Annotated in this window: 20 protein-coding genes; 8 read left to right on the top strand and 12 right to left on the bottom strand. The window is 45.0% G+C overall.

Annotated elements, in window-relative coordinates:
- Positions 1-105: 105 nt before the first annotated feature.
- Genes JHU38_RS08930 through cas6 form a run of 5 tightly spaced genes read right to left on the bottom strand, consistent with a single transcriptional unit; the run spans position 106 to position 5,791 of the window.
- A complete protein-coding gene (locus JHU38_RS08930) occupies positions 106-1,164 on the bottom strand; it encodes a CRISPR-associated protein Cas7 (protein ID WP_107581385.1) in 1,059 nt (352 codons plus the stop codon).
- Positions 1,165-1,166: 2 nt separating this feature from the next.
- A complete protein-coding gene (locus tag JHU38_RS08925; protein WP_146156983.1) occupies positions 1,167-2,513 on the bottom strand; it encodes a hypothetical protein in 1,347 nt (448 codons plus the stop codon).
- Positions 2,473-4,614: a CRISPR-associated helicase/endonuclease Cas3 gene (locus JHU38_RS08920; RefSeq protein ID WP_107581383.1), complete on the bottom strand. Its 2,142-nt coding sequence runs from the start codon at positions 4,612-4,614 to the stop codon at positions 2,473-2,475. The genes JHU38_RS08925 and JHU38_RS08920 overlap by 41 nt, the downstream gene beginning before the upstream one ends.
- Positions 4,611-5,177: a hypothetical protein gene (locus JHU38_RS08915; RefSeq protein WP_107581382.1), complete on the bottom strand. Its 567-nt coding sequence runs from the start codon at positions 5,175-5,177 to the stop codon at positions 4,611-4,613. Before JHU38_RS08915 ends, JHU38_RS08920 begins: the two co-directional genes overlap by 4 nt.
- 11 nt (positions 5,178-5,188) lie before the next feature.
- Entirely contained in the window at positions 5,189-5,791 is a 603-nt protein-coding gene (gene cas6 / locus JHU38_RS08910; protein ID WP_232369908.1) for a CRISPR-associated endoribonuclease Cas6, read from the bottom strand.
- Positions 5,792-6,255: 464 nt separating this feature from the next.
- Between cas6 and JHU38_RS08905 the strand changes: the two genes are divergently transcribed.
- Positions 6,256-6,882 carry a glutathione peroxidase gene (locus tag JHU38_RS08905; protein ID WP_107581380.1) on the top strand — a complete coding sequence of 209 codons (627 nt, stop codon included), beginning with the start codon at positions 6,256-6,258 and terminating at the stop codon, positions 6,880-6,882.
- A gap of 23 nt (positions 6,883-6,905) precedes the next feature.
- Here the strand turns inward: JHU38_RS08905 and JHU38_RS08900 are convergent, their stop codons facing one another.
- The 7 genes from JHU38_RS08900 to JHU38_RS08870 form a co-directional block, all read right to left on the bottom strand.
- A complete protein-coding gene (locus tag JHU38_RS08900) occupies positions 6,906-8,081 on the bottom strand; it encodes a thioredoxin family protein (protein ID WP_107581379.1) in 1,176 nt (391 codons plus the stop codon).
- 3 nt (positions 8,082-8,084) lie between these two features.
- Positions 8,085-9,689 (bottom strand): PKD-like family lipoprotein, encoded by a 1,605-nt coding sequence (locus JHU38_RS08895; protein ID WP_158267279.1) that lies wholly within the window; start codon positions 9,687-9,689, stop codon positions 8,085-8,087.
- Between the two features lie 16 nt (positions 9,690-9,705).
- On the bottom strand, positions 9,706-10,503 hold the full coding sequence (locus tag JHU38_RS08890) for a DUF4843 domain-containing protein (RefSeq protein WP_158267278.1): 798 nt from the start codon (positions 10,501-10,503) through the stop codon (positions 9,706-9,708).
- Positions 10,487-11,911, bottom strand: coding sequence for a RagB/SusD family nutrient uptake outer membrane protein (locus tag JHU38_RS08885; protein ID WP_158267277.1), 1,425 nt, complete (start codon positions 11,909-11,911; stop codon positions 10,487-10,489). Before JHU38_RS08885 ends, JHU38_RS08890 begins: the two co-directional genes overlap by 17 nt.
- A 6-nt stretch (positions 11,912-11,917) precedes the next feature.
- Positions 11,918-15,220, bottom strand: a complete 3,303-nt coding sequence (locus tag JHU38_RS08880; protein ID WP_107581375.1) for a SusC/RagA family TonB-linked outer membrane protein — start codon at positions 15,218-15,220, stop codon at positions 11,918-11,920.
- Between the two features lie 488 nt (positions 15,221-15,708).
- The gene (locus tag JHU38_RS08875; RefSeq protein ID WP_107581374.1) at positions 15,709-16,770 is read right to left on the bottom strand and encodes a FecR family protein; all 1,062 of its coding nucleotides are present in this window, start codon (positions 16,768-16,770) and stop codon (positions 15,709-15,711) included.
- A 39-nt stretch (positions 16,771-16,809) separates the two neighbouring features.
- Positions 16,810-17,331: a sigma-70 family RNA polymerase sigma factor gene (locus tag JHU38_RS08870; RefSeq protein ID WP_158267276.1), complete on the bottom strand. Its 522-nt coding sequence runs from the start codon at positions 17,329-17,331 to the stop codon at positions 16,810-16,812.
- Positions 17,332-17,544: 213 nt separating this feature from the next.
- On the opposite strand from JHU38_RS08870, the gene JHU38_RS08865 reads away from it, so the two are divergent.
- From JHU38_RS08865 to JHU38_RS08835, 7 genes are all read left to right on the top strand, one after another.
- Positions 17,545-17,691: a hypothetical protein gene (locus JHU38_RS08865; protein ID WP_158267275.1), complete on the top strand. Its 147-nt coding sequence runs from the start codon at positions 17,545-17,547 to the stop codon at positions 17,689-17,691.
- A gap of 616 nt (positions 17,692-18,307) precedes the next feature.
- A complete protein-coding gene (locus tag JHU38_RS08860) occupies positions 18,308-18,841 on the top strand; it encodes an RNA polymerase sigma factor (protein ID WP_107581372.1) in 534 nt (177 codons plus the stop codon).
- Positions 18,825-19,151, top strand: a complete 327-nt coding sequence (locus tag JHU38_RS08855) for a hypothetical protein (protein WP_107581371.1) — start codon at positions 18,825-18,827, stop codon at positions 19,149-19,151. Before JHU38_RS08860 ends, JHU38_RS08855 begins: the two co-directional genes overlap by 17 nt.
- Positions 19,152-19,224: 73 nt before the next feature.
- Positions 19,225-19,644 (top strand): DUF6249 domain-containing protein, encoded by a 420-nt coding sequence (locus JHU38_RS08850; RefSeq protein WP_107581370.1) that lies wholly within the window; start codon positions 19,225-19,227, stop codon positions 19,642-19,644.
- Positions 19,645-19,753: 109 nt separating this feature from the next.
- Complete coding sequence (locus tag JHU38_RS08845) at positions 19,754-20,518, top strand: YaaA family protein (protein ID WP_107581369.1); 765 nt, start codon at positions 19,754-19,756, stop codon at positions 20,516-20,518.
- 190 nt (positions 20,519-20,708) lie between these two features.
- On the top strand, positions 20,709-21,158 hold the full coding sequence (locus JHU38_RS08840; RefSeq protein WP_107581368.1) for a peroxiredoxin: 450 nt from the start codon (positions 20,709-20,711) through the stop codon (positions 21,156-21,158).
- Between the two features lie 29 nt (positions 21,159-21,187).
- Positions 21,188-22,429, top strand: coding sequence for an alpha/beta hydrolase family protein (locus tag JHU38_RS08835; RefSeq protein ID WP_232369907.1), 1,242 nt, complete (start codon positions 21,188-21,190; stop codon positions 22,427-22,429).
- Positions 22,430-22,481 lie beyond the last annotated feature (52 nt).

The following is a 22,481-nucleotide window of genomic DNA, read 5'->3' as shown; positions in this document are numbered from 1 at the left end:
TAGCTTGCGCCGACAAAGCTGATAGTAATTAAAATGAGTACCTGTAATGATCATACCTTATTAAAAATGGCAGACACCTGTAAAGTATCTGCCACAATTTTAAATTTAAACTTGCTTCTCGTAATCAAAGGCTGACATCAGTTCAATTAATCTATTTTCTGCCTGCTTCAACGCATCGCTAGACTCAGATTCCGTTTGAACATAAGCGGCACAAGGCAATGTAACAAAAACCTTTGCCCCAGCAGTTTCATCAATGATCGGTTTTGCCTTTGGATTTTCCCCATTGTCAATCAACTTTGCGCGTATTGCGGCAGGAATTGTGTTAGCATTGTCGCTAATAGCCACAGCTAAAGTTTCCATCAAACTAAAAGTACGCGCCTGATTAGAAGTAATACGCCAATTTATCAAACCATGAGCCAAAGCAGGGATAATCCTATCTCTTTCAGTCTTTGGCAAAACTAAGCATTTACCGAACACATTCTCACTTTCAATCCAACCATTACTTTTCAGTTCTTCAATCTTCTCTTTGGTCAATTCTGGCTCATGTTGATTAACAGAAACACAGAATAAGGTACGCAAATCAATAGCTATATCAGAAACAAAAAGGCCACTTGCTCGCTTATTGTCTGGAATCCAATTTCTACGAGATAAGGTACGATTATTCTCATAAAGAAACGTTTCTATCTCCTCTTCGCTCAACAATCTGTCGCTACCCGTTAAACGCACATTTACAGGATGGTAGTCAGGTCGGTCACTTCTATCAAATGTTAGATTTTCTTTATATGTACCTGCCAATAAAGGGTGAAGTGCTTTCATTGCAGATATAGACAATGGACTACGTCTTTTTAAAGTAGGACCATCACCAGCAGCCTTCATCCAACCACCTAATAACTGATCAACATAAGTTGGATCACAAGGAGACCAAGGCTCCTTATTCTCCAGTTCCTTCTTTGCGCTAATATTATAGTTAAAGGTGATGGGAGCCATTGGTACATTCAATTCATCTACTATTGTCTGTAAAATAGAACGTTTAACTTGCTGACCACTGGAAAATGGGACAGACTTATTAAACTGTGCGTCATAATAACTTTTTTGACCATCGGAGACACAGAAGACTGTGTGATCGGCATGTTTCAATGCTCTTAAATAGATGTACGGATTCATAATTATTTATTTTGATTATTATTAATTTTTGCATATTGGAATCTCACCAAGGTAAGGAAGTAAGGAACATTCTCTGTGGGCATAGTATTTACGACAGAAGCTATCTCTGAGATTGCTTCTGAATCTGCACAACGACTTACTATATCCACCAATGAATTTATAAAGCTCATCTTATTCGTTGCTTTTATAACTTCATCTACTTTACGGGAGTTTAAGGTTTTTCCTTGTTTATTTCCCATTGAGAAGTTTTGCAACACCGTTGCAAACTTCAGGGCTTTTGCCCATAACTCTTCATTGTTTAGCATAGCAATTATCCATGTTATATATGTATTAAATAAAATTGTTTGATTTATATCATCTTTCTTGTATTTAGGACTCTTCTTGGCAGAGATGTAATCTTCAAGTCCTTTAGGTTCCATCGCTCGTATACCAATAACTCCACTTTGGCAAGCCTTTTGCAGACCAAATGCTGTTCCCCACAATTTCTCTGCATCATCACTTCTCATTTGAAAGAGTCTTTCATAAAGTTCAAACATGTACCGAATCTGACTCAACACAAAGGGAATGAATCCTATTGTGGTATTCATTTGACCAAATCCGTATACGTAACCCATCAATTTCGGTTGCTCATAATGACGGCAGATTCCAATTAATAAATGAGTCCAAGATTGGGGCTCAATCCCCCATATGCCATTCTTTTCTTCATCGGGAAAGAAATTAGCAAAAGGATTATTAGGATTAAATACCTTTGAATATCTGTGCGTCAGCCACTGTGCATTCCAAGCAGAGGTAAGTTGATTTCCTTTAAGTAAAATGTTTTCATCAACCTTCTTTCTGTAATATTTCCATCCTTCAAATATATCCAATAACAAGTCCGGATTATCGAACAGAATAGAGATTCCTCCCTTAACTCCCAAGCCCAAGCCAGACCCAATCCAAGATAAATAAACATCTTCCTGGGTAACCATAATTTTCATATTGGTTACCTGTCCAGATGTTGTTGCAAACCCTTTTTCTTCAGAAGCAGCATAGCCTAAAGCCACACTGGCATCTTGATTTCCTGCAGCAATTTTCTGATGAAACTCATCTAACTTTTCTATACGTTCTTGTGATGTAAGCGTTTCCACCTTTTGCTTTGCCTTCATCTGTACAAAAGGAGAGTTTTGTACCCATTGCAGATATTTATTTGCATCAAATACCAAAGGATAAAATACCTCATCAAAAAATTCCCTTGCTGTATAGTTTTTATTATATTTTGCATTGTACGCCTGCAAAAAGATTCTTCCAATATTTGTTGTTACCATAAAATTAAATAATTTCAAATGATTGATAATATTCGGGACTTGCATACTCTATCAACAACCCCATTTCTTCCGAGTAGGCCTCATTCGGAATAACATAAGGTCGATGACCCTTTTCCAATTTATCAAGCTTTTTGTACGCTATTGATTTATACCCTACTGGAATTTCTACTTTCGCTTGATCTATCGGAAGACTTTGTTTATAAAAATCTTTATCATGTTCCGTCACACATAATGCAACATCAATATCCAAAAGATCCAGTAAAGCAGACTTTCCATAATGACATAGTTTCTTTATCTGCCAATCTCCATTTACATAGACAGCACCACTATAATCTATATTACTTACTTCCACATTTGGATAAACCGCATCCAACTTTGCTTGCACGTCCGTTTCTTGTAAAACTTCATCTACGGGTAATACATCATAGCTTCGTCTCAAAACATCAAGCGAATAAGGCAATGACTCTTTATCTACCAAAGGAGGAGCCAAGACATAGATATCTTTATAACGTCCGATTGTTAATTTTGATCGTTTCCTATTAATACGCCCGAAACGCTGAATCAGTGCGTCAATTGGCGCACTTTCTGTTACCATCAAATCAAAACTAATATCTAAGCTCACCTCAACCACCTGCGTGGAAACTACGATACATGCCTCATCAGACACATTAAAATCCATTTTTAATTTTATTTCCAGCTGCTGCCGATCTGCTCGTTTGAATCTACTATGAATCAGCATTTTCTTAACCTTAGGATAATGTTCAACCAACATTTCGTAAAGCTGTTGAGAACGTTTTACCTGATTACATACCAGCAACACTTTGTCCCCATTCACTATAGCATGATCAATAATATCAAAGCTATGCTCCCAATCACTTACCTTATGAATTATATGCCGATTAAAAGTCTGTAAAATTTCTTTAGATAAAGATACTTCATAGACGCAACATGGTCCTCCAAGTAAAGTCAACACCTTATTATATAAAGAAGAGGGCATAGTTGCAGTCCCAATATGAATTCTACAATCCAAAACCAATAGTATTTCTATGATACGTAGCACAATCGATTGTATTTCGCCAGAATAAGTATGAATCTCGTCAAGGATAACATCACAACCGCGTAAATCTTCAGCCATTGCCTCATAACCTTTTATACCAAAAACAATAGAAGCCATTTGATGGGGAGTAAGCACTTTTACAGAGGCCCCAATATGTCTCTGCATAATGCGTTCTTCAATACAGCCATCCTCTACTTTTAAATCGGATGTGGCATGTAATAAATGCACTTGAGCTCCTGTATCACCTATATCGGCTTTTATCCTGTCATACATTGCATTGATTGAAGCTTGAAAGGGCAACGTATAAAATACTCTTCCTCGACAACGTCTCAACAGGAAATCTGTTTTACCAGCTCCAGTAGGTGCCGTAACCATCGTATGCTTACGCCTATCGTCTGCTACTATCATTGACAACGGATACAAAACGTTTCTACGGTTATAAAAGGAAAGGTCTGGTCTAATAAATAAGTTGTCCAGATTTATCTCTGCTTTCTCGTTTAATGCAGAAGCATAATGATCGGCTGCCATCAAAACTCCTTTCCATTCAGAGCAGCCATCGGCTAATGACCAACAATAATCAATAGCATACTTATAGTTTTCTCTTGCTTCTTCTATTGAAATTGGATGCACGCTAAATCCCATTTCCTCCAATATTGCTAAAGCTCTGCCACTCCAATCAGCAAATCCTTCAGAGTGAATTTCAAAACAATTCCTCAGGTTTTCATCCAAATCAAGAAGTCCCTTGTTTCCCACATCATTCAATATTGATTTATGGTGCGCTACTATCATTTCCAAAACTACAGGGCGTTCGCTCTCTTCTAATAAAGATATGAAAAACAAGGATGCTATTTCATGACGAAACACAAAATGAGGCGGTCGCAGGTATCCATGCTTCAGTTGTTCCTGAAACAACGGGCTAACCTTACCTATATCATGGAGAATTGCTCCTTTACGAGCTAATTCTTCATCAAGTCCTACATTTCGGGCAATGACTTCAGTGGCGACGGCGACTTCCCTCAAATGCCGTGACAATGGAATTATGCCGTCATCCTCATGCTTTGCCAGAATGTTATCATAATCTTGTATCATAAATTAAATACGGGCGTTCCACTGATTTCCAACCAACCATACATGGGTTGATTACTATCAAACCTATTATATCCTATAAGAAATGACTGCTCTGATTCTCCAAAACGAAGTTCAAATCCGTCAAGGTCAGAGAATTGCGCTTCTGTCATATCGACAACCTCTGATTCCGGCAATAACATGTCTTCGTTTCTACATAGGCAGATATGTTGCATAACAGCCTCATCTGCCAATGTTTGACTATCAAAAGCAAGATAAAGTGTTGGATTTAACATGATGCCCCTGTTGAGAATAGACTGATTACGAACCATCCGTTTCTCTTTCGATTTATATTCCCACCCCCGAGCCTGTGTCTTCTCCATCTGTACATCAATGGCATCATAACGTAACTTATGCCTCATGATATGGTGAATACCAGGTTGCTCTAAAGTCTTAGGAAACAGCTTCTTCTCTATTCCTTCAATAATAGATGGAGTTAGAAATTGTTGACTATAGGTTAGCGCATCTCTCACCGCTGTCCATGGTTTTATAAAACCAAATTTTCCTCTGTAAACTACAACAAACATAGTGTGCTACTTTAATATATTGAACCAAAACCTATTCCAGTACTATTACCAACTCCTACATTCCAAACAAATAGCTTAGTTTCGGGTTTTCCGCTGATAATCAAGGGACACATACTGGATTTATTATCGATACCCCTATAAGTTATCAATTTGGTCTTTTTATTTGGAAAACTTCTATCAAACCGAATATCCAAAGAGTCGTCTTCCGGCAAATTTGCCTTTTTCATCTTAGTTATCAATGTTTCCTTTAATAATCGGTCTACCTCTTCGTCATTATAAGTATATTGCTTTATATTCCCATCAGATAGTTTTCTTTTAACAAAAACAGGACTCCCACAATAAAATACATGTCGGTCTGATATTTCTGGATTATCCTCTATAGATACATCTATGACTCGCAATCCACAGAACATTAGCGGATCATCCAATATCGTCCGTACAATTTGACGAATTTTTGCCTGATCATAAAAACTGATGAACATCCTTGCACCATTAGGAAACTCCAGTTTACCATTGCTTACCATTGCACCATGCAACCAAGAAAAAGAATAAAGAGAGATTGCATCATGCACATCATTCTCTGATCCAACCCACTTATGTACTGTTCCAACCAACTTTTGTTGATAATTGAATGGGATCGAATTTAAATTTGGTGAAGTCCTTAAATACAGTCGCATATAAAGTTTATTTATTATTTTAGTTTCAACACAATATGCAAAAGCCAAATTACTCCTAATGGACTTTATTGATTGGAGTATTAGAAAGTCTGTTTTTATGGCAATAGAATTATGTGTATTTTCGTTTGTAAAGTTATTAATTTTTTCAATATAATCCTAATATCATACTGTTTTTTTTACATTTTTCTAAAAGATTACTCCAAATGCCATCTTCAAACTCAACATTTTTCAAAAGTATCAACATTGTTGTGGGAAAAGATTATATTTCTTTTAAAGAAAACCATTTTTCTTTATTAAACAGGCATATAATCCGAGGATTTTTGTAAGTTTGCAAGTACACCACTGATACACAGTGGAAAAGCCACGAGGTAATATTTGAGAAATCAGTCAATCACTCCAAAATGAAAAATATACTACTTTTATTGATGACGGTCTTCGCACTGACCGCATCAGCCCAAAAGAACATTTACGGATTCAAGGTAACCAATGACGAAGACAAGCAAGTGAGCCTGAAACAATACAAAGGCAAGGTGCTACTCATCGTCAACACGGCGACGCAATGTGGCTTCACGCCGCAATACGCCGAGCTGGAAGCCCTTTACCGGAAGTACCATGACCAAGGTCTGGAGATACTCGACTTCCCCTGCAACCAGTTTGACGCGCAGGCACCGGGCACGATTCAGGAGATTCGCAAGTTCTGCACCGACCATTATGCCGTCACCTTTCCACAGTTTGCCAAGATTGACGTAAATGGAAGCAACGAAACGCCGCTCTACACCTATCTGAAAAAACAGGCAGGCTTCAAAGGATTCGGGCAAAGTCAGACGGCCCAGAAGATGGATCAGATGATGAAAAAGCGCGACGCGGACTATACCCGCAAGGCAGACATCAAGTGGAACTTCACCAAGTTTTTGGTCGACAGCAAGGGGAAAGTAGTCGGTCGCTTTGAGCCTACCGCCGACATGAAGCAGGTGGAGGAAGCCATAGCCCCACTGTTACGGCGAATTGTCGAGTCGGTGAGAAAATAGCGAAGCGACCGGTTTCCCTCTTTTCATTTTCTTGGCTTCATCTTTAATTTAGGAGAACGCATGGAATAAGATGGCGTCCCGTATCTTGGAGGCCGGGAAACCATCTTCGCCATTTCGCTTTTTAGCTCTTCCTCTTTCATGAGTTGTTCGAGTATGTCCGCATAAAGCTGATGCACGCTGCCGTCTTTCCGATCCGGCCAATTGTAAGCAAGGTAACGGGCGTACTCCAAACATTTCATTTTCCATTTGCGCGAACCGTCTTTCAACGTATGACGCGCTCTGTTTACCAAGAACTTCAAACGGCTCATAATTTCCGTTTTGTCCTGAACGGTGTCTGCCAGTAGAGAGTCGACGCGTGTAGCCGCCTCGTCAAACTTCATCCGGTTCACATCGTTTTCTACGCGAATGAATGTCAGGTTCAACCGCTTACCTTCAAAATCGCACAAGCTTTCTATCTCCTTCAGGTTGCCGTACTTGGTTTCGGCGAAGAGTTTGTCGTCTACCGCCTTCTTTGAATACAACCGACAGTAGTCTTCATAGTTCCGGGAAACTTCTTTCAGATAGGGCGTAACGCCTGAAATGGAGCCGACGAACGCTTTCCATATCGTGCTGTCGCGCAAGGTGTGACCTGCTTCGATGAGTTGATTGAAAGCTCTATCTACGGCCTGCCTGTCGTGGATGGAGTGCTTATACCACAGGTAAGCCAACAGGAAATCCTTATCATGCCTGCCCTTTTGATAGGCTTCCGTCAGATAAGTGGAACGCCTTTCGGGAACCAGCGCGCTCTTACCCGTCTCTATGAATGTTTCCGGCGTTTGTGTACTCGAACTCACATGCACCGCTTTTTCCGAGTCGGGCTCGATGAAACAATAGGTAGGATAAAGGCGTACATGGTACTTGGAGGCCAGGCCGACCCCCTCACCATGCTCCGCGTCTATCTGCACGCAAATAAAATGACGGTTGTAAAAGGCTCCCACTTCGGGAAGCGAGAAGACTGTTTCGGCCATATTAAGGCAGGGACCGCACCATTGGGTATAGAAGTCCGCGAAGATTAATTTATGTTGCGACTTGGCTTTCTGAAGTATTTCTTGCCAGTTTCCACGCTCGAAACGAATGCCACCGTTGTCTCCGCGGACCGGAACGCAAAGCAGTTGCAGAATCAAAGCAAGGAATAATACGGATAATCTTGATCGTTTCATGTCTCAATCCACTAAATATTCATCGTTGCGTGCGAATGTTCTGTATTTATAAATGACCAATGGCTTGACGCCACATACTCCCACATATTTTTTCAGGAGTTCGGGCTTGGCGCCTCCAAGACTTACTTCTACGATATCGCTTTTGAGTTCATCGCCTTTTCCTTGTTCGTCATCGCCATATCGCGAAACGGCTATCACCATCTTTTTCTCATTGCGATGCAGGCAAATATCGGAGATAACGGCTTCTTTCGAGTAACCTAAATCTTCTAAAGAAAGTATTTTGTCCGACGCGGCGGGTGATATTCCGGAGCCGACATTGAGGATATTGTACTTATATATCCCCTTTGTCGTATTGAAATATACGTATGGCGAATTGCGCAACATGAAGAACCTGCCGGATGGCGACGCTTCCGTCGCGTCGACAGAGACTATATGATTTTGGCTCTCCGTATTGAATGTCGCGAACCTTACCTTTCCTTCTTTCTCCATGGCAGCGAAGCAGAAGCCCATCTGATAGGTATCCTCGCCGTAAAAGGCCTTGTAACCCGGGAAAGAAACGTCGGGGTCTACGGCGGTCAACTGCCCTGAAGAGAAAATATAGAACACGCCTTGGTTCTCGTCGAACACACATTCCGTTTCAGTTGTCGTCCACCCCGCGTTCAGATTTTTGCCCTTGTTGGGCGTGGGTTTCCTGCCGGTAACAAACATCATCGGCGAAAACTTGCACCTTTGTCCTTCTTCTCCTACATAGTTGGAATAAAAGATTTCGGGCTTTTTGGCACGCTCGTATGAAATGACATAGACCGCTCCGCCGGCTATCACGTAGAGAAATTCATCGTTCATAATGCTGCCATAGGGAGTTCTTCGCCATTGAAAAACGATGCTGTTCATATACTCGGGCACATAGGAAGAATAGTCGGGAATGGGATAGAGTTCGCCGTAGTTGAGAAAGAAGTTCTTGTCTATCTTTCCCATATAGTCCAGCGTGACGTTGCTCAGCTGCACAAGCCCCTCGTCACAAATGAGCTTAATGCCGTATCCACCGTATCTCCTGACATAAGCCGAGGCACCGTCTACATAGGTCTGATACAACTGTCTCGGATGAGTCCCGAGCGGCTCGTCATGATTCTTGTTGTAAAACATCGTCATAAACTTGGCTTCGGGCATATCCAATCTTAAATAAGACAAGTCCGCTTTTCCGTTTTTTGAACTCACGACGAGAATACCATCGGAAGAAGTTGAGTAGTTAACGATAAGCTTGGTCGTGACAAACGTCTTTACCCTGGTTTCCTTTTCTGCAATTGTAAACAACAGCGTATAACTTCCCTGAGCGTTACTCACTTCATAATCCAAGTCTTTTTGTGTTGAAATAACTTTGTCGGCAATCTTCCATTCATACGAGTATTTCGAGGTGTCGTTGCCAAAGATGGAGCCACTGATGTCGGGTTTAATCTCCAGCCTTGAAAATCTGTCTATCTCAACGCTTTCGGGTATTCCTTTCACCGTGACCTCATCTATTTCATGATAGTCGTAGTTTCCCTTGTCTTCATAGCATGCCGACAACAAGATCAGTATAGCCAGGCCCGCTACATATTTAAATGTTTTCATAAGCTTTCTCCTTTTTCTATTTTCCATCCATGTCTATCAGATTGTCGAAACCGACTCGTTTGCCTGTTTCCCCGTCTATGACGACATTGTCTTTCAGATAGGCTTTCAGGGCGTTGACATAGCGGCTCGCGTCATTGAGGATGTCTACCGTACTGTAAAATTCTTCCGTATTGAACATAAGAAGTATTTTGTATTTCTGCGGATGATAATAACCCAACGCGTAAACATTCCACCATTTGGGCTGGGCTACATAATTATTCATGGAAATTTTAACCTCATGACCTTCGCGTATGCCGGGTTTCAGCTCATCCGTCGTCACCAATCGCAGAATGACGGACTTCTGTTGCTTCAGCGTAAAAGAAGGACTCAAATGCGAACGCAGCAACACGAGCCTCAACGTGTCCGACCAAGTGTTGGCATGAAAGGTGTAAGTCTCCTGCAAAGGCATATAATCTTCATTCACTTTGGCGGTCGTCACTCCTTTCACAACCGTTCCTTTCTCAACGACTTCTACCCGATAATGCTTGTCTGTCGATAGCGGGTTACCCAATATCAGGACGGGAATCTTCACCTCGAAGCTTTTCGTTTCATCGGGCAAAAGTCCCATCGAAACCGTCAGCGAGTCGCGCACGATCAATCTCTTGGCCGCGTAATTGGGGTCTTGATACAGATATTCGAAATAGATTCTGTCGCCTTCCGAATAGGGCACGTCAATATCCTTAGAGCAAGCTATGGTCAAGACGCATGTAGAAATAACCCATAGTTTAAGCCATACGTTTTTCATCTTTCCCTCCTTTTCAATGATAAATTCCATATTCCTTCTCATCTTCCGGCAATGGAAAGACCTGTACGGAATTGGAAGGTTCTATGTTAACTAATATATTAAGAATAGGGCTGTTCAGACGTTTATATTCATAAAACATCTTGCCTTCTCCTATAAACTCACGCCGCATCTCCGCAATCAGTACGTCCTGGTTGATGACAGCCTTGTCGGCAGCAGCCGAATTGGGAATGCGTGAACGCCGGAGCGTGTTCAGTGTCTCCAACGCGTCCGCTTCATTCAGGCGCATTTTGCATTCCGCTACGATCAGATACATTTCAGACAACTTGATGAGTACCTGCTTGGGATAAAATTTCTTGATGTCCTCTTTTGTATATTTTATAAGATATTTGCTTTGCGGTTTCACCCAGGTCGACAATCTTACGTCGTTGTTGTTGTTCTCAAACTGGTCATTGATGTCTGTCGCCAATGGTAGCGCGGCGCCGCTTACCGACGTCTGCGTGACGATACCAAGGTGCAATTTCTGGGCGTTGGTCAGAATGGCTTTATTTCGAAGCGAGAAGATATGCTCGTCGTTAAACAGGATATCCAATGAGTCGGGCTGCACGTTAATGCTTTTCGCCACGTCCAGCAGCCTGAACTTACCCGACTGAATGACGTTGGCGGCAGCCTGTTCGGCCTCCTGATAGCTACCCTCATCCAAAAGTACGCGCGCGAGCAGGGCCTCAACCGCATAGCAGTTGGCACGTGCCACATAGCGGTCGGTTTCCGTCTTGTCGGCAAACTCATAAGGAATCACCTTCTTGATACCATCCTGTTCCAATTCCTGCTTGGCCGTATTCAGGTCTCGTTTTATATTCTCGATCACCTGCCGGACGCTCCCTGCCGGCGTAGCTTTTACGCTAAAGGTTTCCACATAAGGAATCGCGGTGGCTTGCGGTTCTCGTTTTACGTCGGGCGCGAACATCCGCAGGAGGTCGTAATGCAGATATGCCCGCAAAAAGAGACATTCTCCCTTAATCTGATGTCGTGTTGAGACAGGCATGACCTGTCCATTTTTATCGAGCCACAACAAGATATTGTTGATCTCGGCTATCACCGCGTACATCTTATTCCATATCGAACCGATCTGCGATTTCACCTGTTCGTTGCCATACTGGTAATCTTTGGCGTAATGGTATTGATGATAGACCGTTTCCATGGCTTCGTAGTCATACAGCTGTCCCAAGACATCCAGCAATCCGAAGCTAAGTTCCTGGCCATACAAACTGCCCGAAGCCATGTCGGCATACACACCGGCCAGCGCGTCTCTGAAGCCCTGCTCCGTTGAAAAAAGTTTCTCTTCGTCAACGGATGTCTCCGGTTCTACCTTGAGCCAGTCGTTGCATGAAGAAACAAGCAACACAAAAGCTCCCGTTATCATATATTGTATGAGTTTCATTGTCATTTAAAATCTAATGTTAAAACCGAAAGAATAAGAATGCGCGTAAGGGTAAGCGATGCCTCTTTCCTGCCTGATTGAGGAGAAGCGAACCAAGTCGGTGGCCGACGCTATCAACTTAACGTATTCCACGCCGAACGCCGAAATGAGCTTCTTGGGCAATGTATAGGTAAGCGAGAGATTGGACAAGACGAGCGAATTGTTGTCCTGTACGAATCTGCTGGTTTGATAAACGGGCGATTGGTCGTCGATTCTTCGAAACATGGCATGATCGCCCGGCTGCTTCCAACGGTCGTAAAGCACGCGCTTGTCGGCGTTCAACGCCGGGTTGGCGCCTTCCACTTTGGTTGCCAGCGTAGCGTTGTAAGCCTTTCCGCCATATCGGTAGGTCGCCACCGCGTAGAGGTTGAGGCCCTTCCACGCGATATTATTGATGATATTGCCGTTATATTTGGGTTCGGTGTCGCCCACCACCACTTTATCCTTATAATCGTAAATGAAGGACAAAGTGCCGTCGCGCTTATAGTAAATCTCATTTCCCGTGGCCGGATCAATGCCGCCCGAACGAACCACATAGATCGCTGTCGTGGAGTTGCCGTTCTCATATTGATTGGCAACCTTGCCGGTTATGTTGCTGTTTTTATCCGTATTGTGCCGCTTGTTCATTTCTTCCAACTCATTGGAAATCTTGCGAATCCTGTTCTTGTTGTGAAAGGCGGAGAAAGTGGTCGTCCACGAGAAGTCCCTGGTTTTTATCCAATTGGCAGACAAACGTGCCTCCCAGCCCGTGTTCTCCACCTCGCCCACGTTTTCCGTATAGGAAGTGAAACCGGTAGAGGGCGCGACATTCATGGGCAACAACAGATTGTCGGTCAGCTTCCGATAGACGTCTCCATAGAAAGCCAGCCTGCCTTTGAGTACCGAAATGTCTATTCCCAGATTATAGGTCATGGTCTGTTGCCATTTCAACTTGCTGTTTCCATATCCCTGCAAGGTAGCTCCCCAAGAGTCGAGGTAAATGTTATCGGCATGATAATAATAGCGCGTGATGGCTTGCGACGACGCGAAATTGATGTTACCCGTGCTGCCCATCGACGCTCTGAGGCGCAAGTTGGCGAACTTTTCGTTCATGAATTTCTCCTTGTGTACGTTCCATGCCACGCCTAACGACCAGAAAGGGGCAAAGCGCGAATCATTGCCAAACTTGGAAGAGCCGTCCGTACGGAACGAGAAGTCTACGTAATAGCGTTCCTTTAATCCGTAGTTGGCATTGAACAAGACACCGAAAAGGCGCGACACGTCCGACGTACTTGCCGGCTTACTGTTGGCCGCGTACTGTTGGGCGAAATGGATATTGTCGAGATTATCATTCAAAAAGCCGGTTGCCGTGAACCCTTGGCCACGCACACTGTTGTCCGTGAAGTTGGTACCGAGCGTCATGCTGACGGTATGTATTTTCCTGAACGTATTGTAATACGATAGCAAGACATTGCCGTCCAGCGTGGTCTCCGTGGTATTGAAATACATGGCACGCCCCTTTTTCGCTATCTCGGTCTCCTCGGCATAGGCCGGAGAGTTGGGCGAAACAAACGTTTCCTGCTGCGAAAGAGCCTTGGAATAGCTCAAACGGGCTGTCAATCGAAACGCGTTCAAGAAACGCCATTCCAGATAGAAGTTGTCCGTCCAGGTCGTCGTGTTGGTCTTGTCTCTGTTGGCCAGAGTGGCGTTGATCATCGGATTCACGTGGTTGGTAGACAAAACCTTTACCAAATGCCCCTCGTCGTCGTAAATTCTGTCATAAGGATTCTGCTGGGCAAAGCGGCTGAACGAGCCGTATGGAGAATTGTTCGACTTCACTTCCGAAATGCTAAGGTCGTTGCGCACTCGGAAGTTCTCACCTATGTTATAATCCAAGACGGCGCTAAGCCCGTAATTGTTTCTGTCCGAGCCCTTCATGACGCCCGAATTGGTGTCGTATCGGCCATTCAGCTGATAGCGCAGATTATTGTCGCCACCTTCCAATATGGCTGAATATTTCTGATATAAGGACGTGCGCAAGGGCTGCGAAAGCCAATAAGTGTTCACGCCGCGGGCCACTTCTTGCAACCGCGAATGATAGAGGCGGTCCATTGCCAGTTGGCCTTCCAACCCTCCCGCGGCAAAAATATATCTTCCCGCAAGGCGTTCAAACTCCAGTTTTTCGCTTGCGTTCATCAGGTTATAGTCTCTCAAATCCGGAACCGACAACGCATAGTTGGCGCTGAAATCCACCTTGATTCGGCCCGGTTGCGGACGTTTGGTCGTCATCACAATCACGCCGTTGGCTCCACGTGAGCCATACATGGCCGTGGCAGAAGCGTCTTTCAGAATCGTGATGTTTTCTATGCGGTTGATATCGTAGTCATAAACGGTCTGGGCGGAAACCTCCACGCCGTCCATAATATACAACGGACCGTTGGGATTGGCACGCGAACTCTCGGCAGAGCCTCTCAAATCGAAGGTGCTTTGGCCGCGCAGCGTCACTTCGGGAACGTGGTTAGGGTCCGATCCGTAGTCAGCCTCCTCGGTCAGTCGCAGCGACGGGTTGTAAGCGGAAAGCGTAGAGAGGACATTGGTGGCTCCCAAGTCTTTCAACTGCCCGGCTTTGATGGTGATTTCAGAACCCGTATAGCTCTCTTTCGACCGACTGTAGTAACCGTTTACGACGACATCTTGCAACATGAATTCTTCGCTGGCCTCCATGTAGACATCAATACGGCTGTGACCCGCATAGGTCTTTTCGACAATCTTCATTCCCACATAGCTGAAAATCAGCGTCTGTCCCGAAGCCGCCTTAATTTTATACTTGCCGTCGACGTCGGTGACCACGCCGCCGCTCGCGCCCTTTATCCTGACCGTCGCGCCGACAGCCGGTTGTTTTTCGGCATCAAACACGGTTCCATAAACATCCCCTCCGATGCCTATCGCCGCAGCCTGGGCAGGCTTTGACAGTCTGATGAAGCGATCTTTCACGCTATAGCGCAACGGCGTATTTTTCAATAACTCGTGCAAAGCCGCATCCATGGTAGCCCGATCGATACGCACACTCACCCGATAAGGCTCCACGTCTTCCGAGGTGAATTGAAGTTTATAATAGCCGGAAAGACGTTCCACTGCCTTTAAAGCCGTGCTCAGCCGTTCTTCCGAACTATTATACGTAATACGGTTTCCCTGTGTCAACTGCTGGGCGTGCAGCGTCGACGCGGAAAACAGCCATAAAAGCAGGACCATCAGCGAGTCCTTGATGTTGCTTTTTCTCCTGTCTCTCATATAAACTTTGGCTATGATATTAAACTATTGTTACTTATAATACAAGGAACGGCAGCAAACGGTCACCCCTGAAACCGAAAAAATAAAAAACAGGAAATAATTTAACAAATGGCTCAAAATGCCTGAAGAATTTGCCACAAAAAGTTTTTTGCCGGCAAATACGCGAGTTTTGAGCGTCTTTGTATTTCGCTATCAATCAACGACTTGCGTTTTCTTTACAATTTTCAACGCCCTTTTTGCCTCTCATCGCTTATGCTTTCAGCCCGCAAAAGCAGTCCTTTTCTGATGCGAAAGCATAGCTTTAAGCCGTTAATAGCGTAACTTTCATGAGCTAAAAGCATAACTGATGAGAAAATAATGCTAAATATTCATCCCCCATCCCTTATTTTTCACCCTAAAATCACTTTAGATTCTCCATTTTGAAAAGTTAAAATCCGTGAGCTTTCTTTGACAAAACAAGGAGGGATTGACAAATCAAAACGTTCCGTTTAATAAACCACGATGTCGGAACCCTGAACGACGATTTTAAACTTACACAGCAAATTCAAGTCTTCAATGCTCCGATGGACGTCACCGGAGCGCAAAGCGCTGAAATGGAGTCTGAGGTTCTGGTGTCTCGCGTTTTTGAAAATGACACCCAGATTATACCAACGTCCAAGTTCTTTGAGTATATTGACCAATGGCGTATCGTCGAAATAAAACATGCCTTCGACCCATTGTCTCACGGCATAGGTGTCCGCCTGTCCCACGTGTATGACGCCCTGCCGGTCACACCAGGCTTCTTGGTCGGGTGTCAGCGTAGCCTCCGCCTTTCCCGTATGGTTGTTTAATATTTCAACCGCGCCCTTGACGAGCGCGACGTGGGGCTGTTCATTGGCGTATTGTCTGAAATTGAATTCCGTGCCAAGCACACGCACGTTCATTTGGTTGCCTACGACGACAAACGGAACTTTCACGTTGCGGGCCACTTTGAAATAGGCCTCTCCGTCTAATTTCACTTGCCTTATCCGCTCTGTAAACTTCTCCGGAAACTCTATCTTGCTTTCAGCATTGAGCCATATCTCCGTTCCGTCCTCCAATATCACCTTGAAGCTCATGCCTCTTGGGGTCTGAACGCGTTGCAGGGGCGAACGAGACGATTGGCTCGCGGTTGGAGATGCCGCGCCCGACTGCTGTTTGCTATGGTCTGTACGCTGCGAAACGGCAAGGAAAGAAAGGGAATCCACGCCGGTCAAAGTTCTCGTCTGATGACCCGATTGGTAGGTGACTTGGGGAACCTCGTTCCGATGTCGCAAGACAACGAGCGGCATGTTCCGATCCGTTTGCCACCGTGACTGAAAATAATGGTAAACGACCATGCCACACCACATGGCCGCAGCGCCGACTACCGCCGCCACGATTAATTTCCAATGAGATGACGAATCGGGCGCGCTTTGTCCCTCACGGGCCTTAAACTTCCGCCATTCCGTTTCTACATCGGGCTTGCGACAATGCCGGCGCCTGAAGAATATCCTTGCCAACAGTTCTATCTTTTGATTATCGTTGTTCATGTTGAAAAATCGTTTATAGATTAAAACACGCTTATTCGCTCAATCGTTACCTTGTTTTCTCTCTTTTACCAACAATTCGGTCCGCAACGCCGCCATCATCTTACTGATATGCTTATGAACGGCACTGACACTGACCGCCAGCATATCGGCAACCTCCTGATAGGTCTTGTCTTCATAATAACATGCCTCGAATACGAATCGGGTCAATGGAGTCTGGCTGTCTATAACCTCTTGAATTTTGCGCAGTCGCTGTTCCAATAGGTCAGAGTCGCCGAGAATCTCTTCTTTCATCCTGATGTAAGCGGAGCGATTGTCGCATTCAACCTTTTGATGACGCAGATAATTGAGTGACTTGTTTTTAATGGCTGTAAATAAGTAAGGGCCTATTTTGTAATGCCGTATGCGTTCGTACGATTTCCATAGGTCGGCAAAAAGTTCACTTACTAAGTCTTTGGCTACCTCTTCGTCTTCCACCCAGTCCAACGCCTTGTAGAACAAAGGCATATACCACTTTTTAAAGAGAGCTTCAAATTCGTCTGTATAGGGGTAAAACGTTGACATGGGCATTAAACTTATATCGGATGCAAAGACCTTGCTCAACGAAGAAGACCTCGTGCGAGCCTGATCAATAATGGAATACAAAAATAAGAAGAAAGCATGAATAAAGGTCGCATCACCCCAAAAAGAGTTACCGTTTAAAGAATATTTAGATTTAGCATCAATGAGCGATTTATCGCCAACAACGTAAATCCAGAAACCACCCGCCAACAAATTGTGGACGAGGAAAATCGGGAAAAGAATCCTTACAGTACGCTTCAGCATGGCTGTACTTTGCTCAGACTGGCATTAGACTACCTCTTTGCACTGCTTCTGCGTGCCTTGCTCGGTAGTAACATAGGCGAACTGTCTTTCCCTTTCTAAATTATTCTGTCAACCGGCGTTGGTATAGGACTGCCGATTTGCTTTGCCATTAAGCTGAAAATAGAAAACAAAGAAAGCGTTTCCTATCGACAGGAGAAAAAAACGAGTAAACAAACAGACTGACAAAGCGTACCAATTACCTCAAAATTGTAAAATAAGAATCAGAAAAACGGTCTTTAAAAAATCGCAATCTAACAAAGAAATAGGGCTTATTAAGCTATGACTGGGCCGTTTTTTAGCGTTCAAAATGCAAAAGCATAGCCTTTATGAGGTAAAAGCTATGCTTTTAGCTGCTCAAAGCTACGCTTTTGCTGTGTAAAAGAGCTGCTTTTATAAGCCAAAAACATGGCTTTTAGCGGGGCAAATGGAGAGTTGAGTTTGGGCCTAAAAACGCAAACGATTAATTATCAAGCATTTATGGCTTTTCCCTAATTCACGAATAACGGCCATAAAATCGACTAACTTTTTTGTTGTTCAGAATTTTTCAACGCTTTGTAAAGATTATTCCGAATTCAATATAGCCACATTTATAAAAATTAAAAAAGCAAAAAAGGCGGGTGCCGACTGTAATAATTTATCACTATCTTTGTCTTATAGCCAGAAACCAAGACAAGAAATGGAAGATGAAGCTATCGTAAGACGGATATTGGAAGAGGGCGAGACGAAATGTTTCGGCGAAATCGTCAGCCGCTATTCCGGCTCTGTCTATTCCAAAACGCTCGGTCTCATGAAAGACGAAGACCTGACCCGTGACATCGTTCAGCAGGCTTTCATCCGTGCCTATACCCACCTCGACAGCTGGCGGGGCGGCAATCTGGGTGTCTGGATCAATGCCATAGCCACGCATCTGGCACTGAATGCCATCGACAAAGCGAAACGACACCGCACGCAACCCATTGAGGAGAACGACTTGAAAGCCTCGACCGACAGCTATTCGGAGGAGCACGAGCACAGGTTGCAGGCCATGGACGAAGCCATTGGCAGACTGTCCGAACTCGACCAACAAATCATCCGACTGCATTATTACAAGGGTAAAAAGGCGCATGAGATTGCTGTTGCGCTGGGACTTTCGGCCAACAACGTGCTCGTGAAACTGCACCGCATACGCGAACAACTGAAAAAACAAATTAATTATGAAAGAGATAAATGACCAACAACTTGACATGCTCATTCAGGAGAGCATCAAGCGTCAACACGTACTGGACGAAATCGGCCATCAAATCATGCGCGATATTAAGGCTGAGGCACGTCGACAACGCCTCCGCCGCTGGTCGCGCTTGCTGTTTTTCTGCTTCGGTCAGCCGGCCATTCTCATGGCGATAGCGGGCGGTACCTATTGCATCGTCGGTCAGATGGGGCACTGGCTCGAAATATTACCATTGCTTGCATCGGCTCTCTTCGCCCTTTCGGCCATCATCTGGCAGCTCAACAAGAAAATATCGGAATATTCATGGAAATAGATTGTAAGGTTTTTGCAACTTCTTGGTCTTATCAATAGCAAACCAATTCAATAACTTTTTAAAACATATCATTATGGAACCTGCAGACATCGGCTTTGTCTCATCAGTATTGGGAATCGCTTGTGGAATCGTCGCCGTCGTAAGCGGCAGCATTGTAAAAGTGAAGAGAATGAACAACGAAAGGCGTATTCGGGAGTCAATCATCGCCAACAACATCGACCCCGAGACCGCCCGACAACTGATTACGCCCGAGGAAAACCGGGAAAAGAATCGCTATAGTACGCTTCAGTGGGGCTGTGTGTTGCTCGGACTGGCACTGGGCTACCTCTTTACACTGCTTCTGAACGCCATGTTTGGTAGTAACATCAACGAACATACCTTCTCGTTCTGGATTATTCTGTCGTCCGGCATCGGTGTGGGACTGCTGATTTCCTTTGCCATTAAGCTGAAAATGGAAAACCGGGAAAACGCTTCCAATCGGCAGGAGGAATAAAAACACTGCTCGCCGGAAATGCGTAAACGGGTAAAATCAGGCTTATAGGATGCCGATTTTACCCGTTTTTGTATTAACTTTGAGGGCAATAAATTAAAGGAATGTATTTATGCAAATCACTTTATCATCAGCCAAAATCATGAAAACGAAGACAACGACCATTGCACCCTTGTCTTCGCAAGCCGCGTTTCGACAGGAAGCCGGGCAGTTTGCACTGGAAATGGGCAACTGGGAGGCAGAAGATATCGCCCGTGAACTACATTGCAGTTTGGAAATAGCTCGCGAAAACAAGCAGCGGTTTGCGTGTTTCTTCGATGAAGAAGAGCTCTTACCGGCCCTGCTGGCCTATCACGGACAGGCCTATAAGTATCTGAAGGCTGACACGTTCTCGGACGATGACTTCCGCTTTGCCCAGCAACACCTTTTCATCATTTCGCTTCTATACGGGCTGCTGCGGCCGCTCGACCTCATCCATGCTTACCGCATGGAGGGCAAAGTGAAACTCGAAGCTACCGATAATCAAACGTTCTTTGCCTACTGGCGCCCCCGCCTTACCCAAATGCTTATCGACGCCGTGCAAGCCGACGATGGCATACTCGTACATTTGTCCACGAAGGAGTTTGAACATCTGTTTGATTGGAAGCGTGTGAAACAGGAAGTGCGTGTCGTCCAGCCCCTGTTCTACATCGACGACGGGCGCAGGATGAAAGATGTTCCGGTGCACGCAAAGAGCTGCCGTGGTGCCATGACCCGCCACATCATTCAAAACAGGCTGTCAAACACCGAAGCCATGCATGATTTTGAACTAAACGATTTCAAATACAACGCCCGTTTGGGAGACGAAAATCATCCTCATTTCGTTCTCCACGTGTAAGGCTGACAGACGATTGGATTGAAAAACAAGAAAAATAGCCTGAACTTGACTCTTATTTTATTAGACGAAATGCAATAAGTGTTAATAAAGAGTCTCTTATGAGCAAAGGATTCGAAAGCACTGCTTTCATTACATTTACTTACGCTATCTTTGCAGAATACAGATTACACATTAATATATTATATATACAATGGAAATAGGACAGAAACTTCCCGAGTTTCTTGGCACGGACCAGGACGGTAGGGAATTGAGACTAAGTGACTTCAAGGGCAAACAGCTGGTGCTTTACGTCTATCCCCGCGACTCCACGCCCGGATGCACCAACGAGGCCTGCAGCCTGCGCGACAACTACGAACGCTTCCTCGCCATGGGCTATGCCGTGGTGGGTTGCAGCACGCAGGACGCCAAGTCGCACAAGAAATTCATCGAAAAATACCAGTTGCCGTTCCCGCTGATCTGCGACACAGAGAAGAAGCTGGTCAGCGAACTGGGTGTCTATGGTGAGAAAAAGAACTACGGCAAGACCTACATGGGCGTGTTCCGCACCACCTTCATTGCCGACGAAAACGGTGTCGTCACCCGTATCATGGGGCCGAAAGAGATTAAGGTAAAGGAACATGCCACGCAGATTTTAGGCTAACCTCTTCTCAAAACAACACGACAAAGCTCATGAAACACCAATCTATCAAAACGGTTATCACGCTCGTGATGGCTGTTTTCGCTTTTCAAGCACAGGGACAAAGCCTTCAAGGCGACTGGACGGGCCAGCTGGAGCTTGGCCCACAGAAGCTGTCACTGGTCTTTCACATTGACACTGCCGGCAAAAAGGTGACGCTTGACGTGCCCGAACAGAGCGCCACCGGCATTCCCATGACTGTCAGCTACCTCTCCGACGACTCCATCAGCGTACTCGTCCCTCAGATTAATATGACTTTCAAAGGCCGACTCGCCGCCGACACGATCCGCGGAACTTTCATCCAAGGCCCTTTCAGCAAAGCGATGATCTGCACTCGCGGACAAAAACAACACCTGCGCCCGCAGGAACCTACGCCTCCGTTCCCCTATTCCACTGAGGAAGTGACTTTTACAAACGACAAAGCGGGCGTCAGCCTCAGCGCAACGCTCACTATTCCTAAGAATTTCAAATGGGGTAAGACACCCGTCGTGCTCTTCGTGACGGGCAGTGGACCGCAAAACCGCGACGAGGAGCTATTCTTTCACAAACCGTTTCTCGTCATCGCCGACGCCTTGGCTAAAGCGGGCATAGCCTCGCTACGCTACGACGACCGTGGCATAGGCAAGTCTACGGGCAAGTTCAGCGAAGCCACGACTTTCGACTTTGCTGATGACGCTGCGGCCGGACTGCAATATCTGTGCGACCGAAAGGAATTTGGAAAAGTGGGACTGCTCGGCCACAGCGAAGGCGGCATGATAGCCTTCATCCTCGGAAGTCGGCAAAAGACTGACTTTATCGTGTCGTTGGCCGGTCCCACCACACGCATCGACACGATGATGTGCATACAGATTAACAAGTTGGCCCATGCCAAGGGTGCTACGGAAAACGTCGTCAACTCTGCCGAAAGCGCCCGCAAAATGATGTTGGCCATGTCTCCGACGGTCTGGACCAAGGCCTTTATCGATATTGACATGACTCCTTACATAGAGAAAGTGGCCTGTCCCGTGCTACACGTCAACGGTTCGCTTGATCTCAACGTGCCGCCCGAGCTGACTATTCCGGCCCTCCGCCGCCATCTGCCACACAACCGGAAGACACTCATCAAGGAATACACGGGGCTGAACCATGAATTCCAGCATGCCACGACGGGCAATCCCGAAGAGTGTGTCAACATAGAGGAGACCTTCGCACCCGAAGTACTGAATGATATAACAATCTGGATTAACAAGCTGTAATCTATCTCAAAAACAATCCCCGAATGACAGACTGTCCACCATGGACAGCCCA

The sequence above is a fragment of the Prevotella illustrans genome, from assembly GCF_017426725.1.
In the GTDB taxonomy this organism is placed as follows: Bacteria; Bacteroidota; Bacteroidia; order Bacteroidales; family Bacteroidaceae; genus Prevotella; species Prevotella illustrans.
The sequence above is the reverse complement of the archived record's forward strand: the minus strand, read 5'-3'. Positions and strand labels throughout refer to the sequence as shown.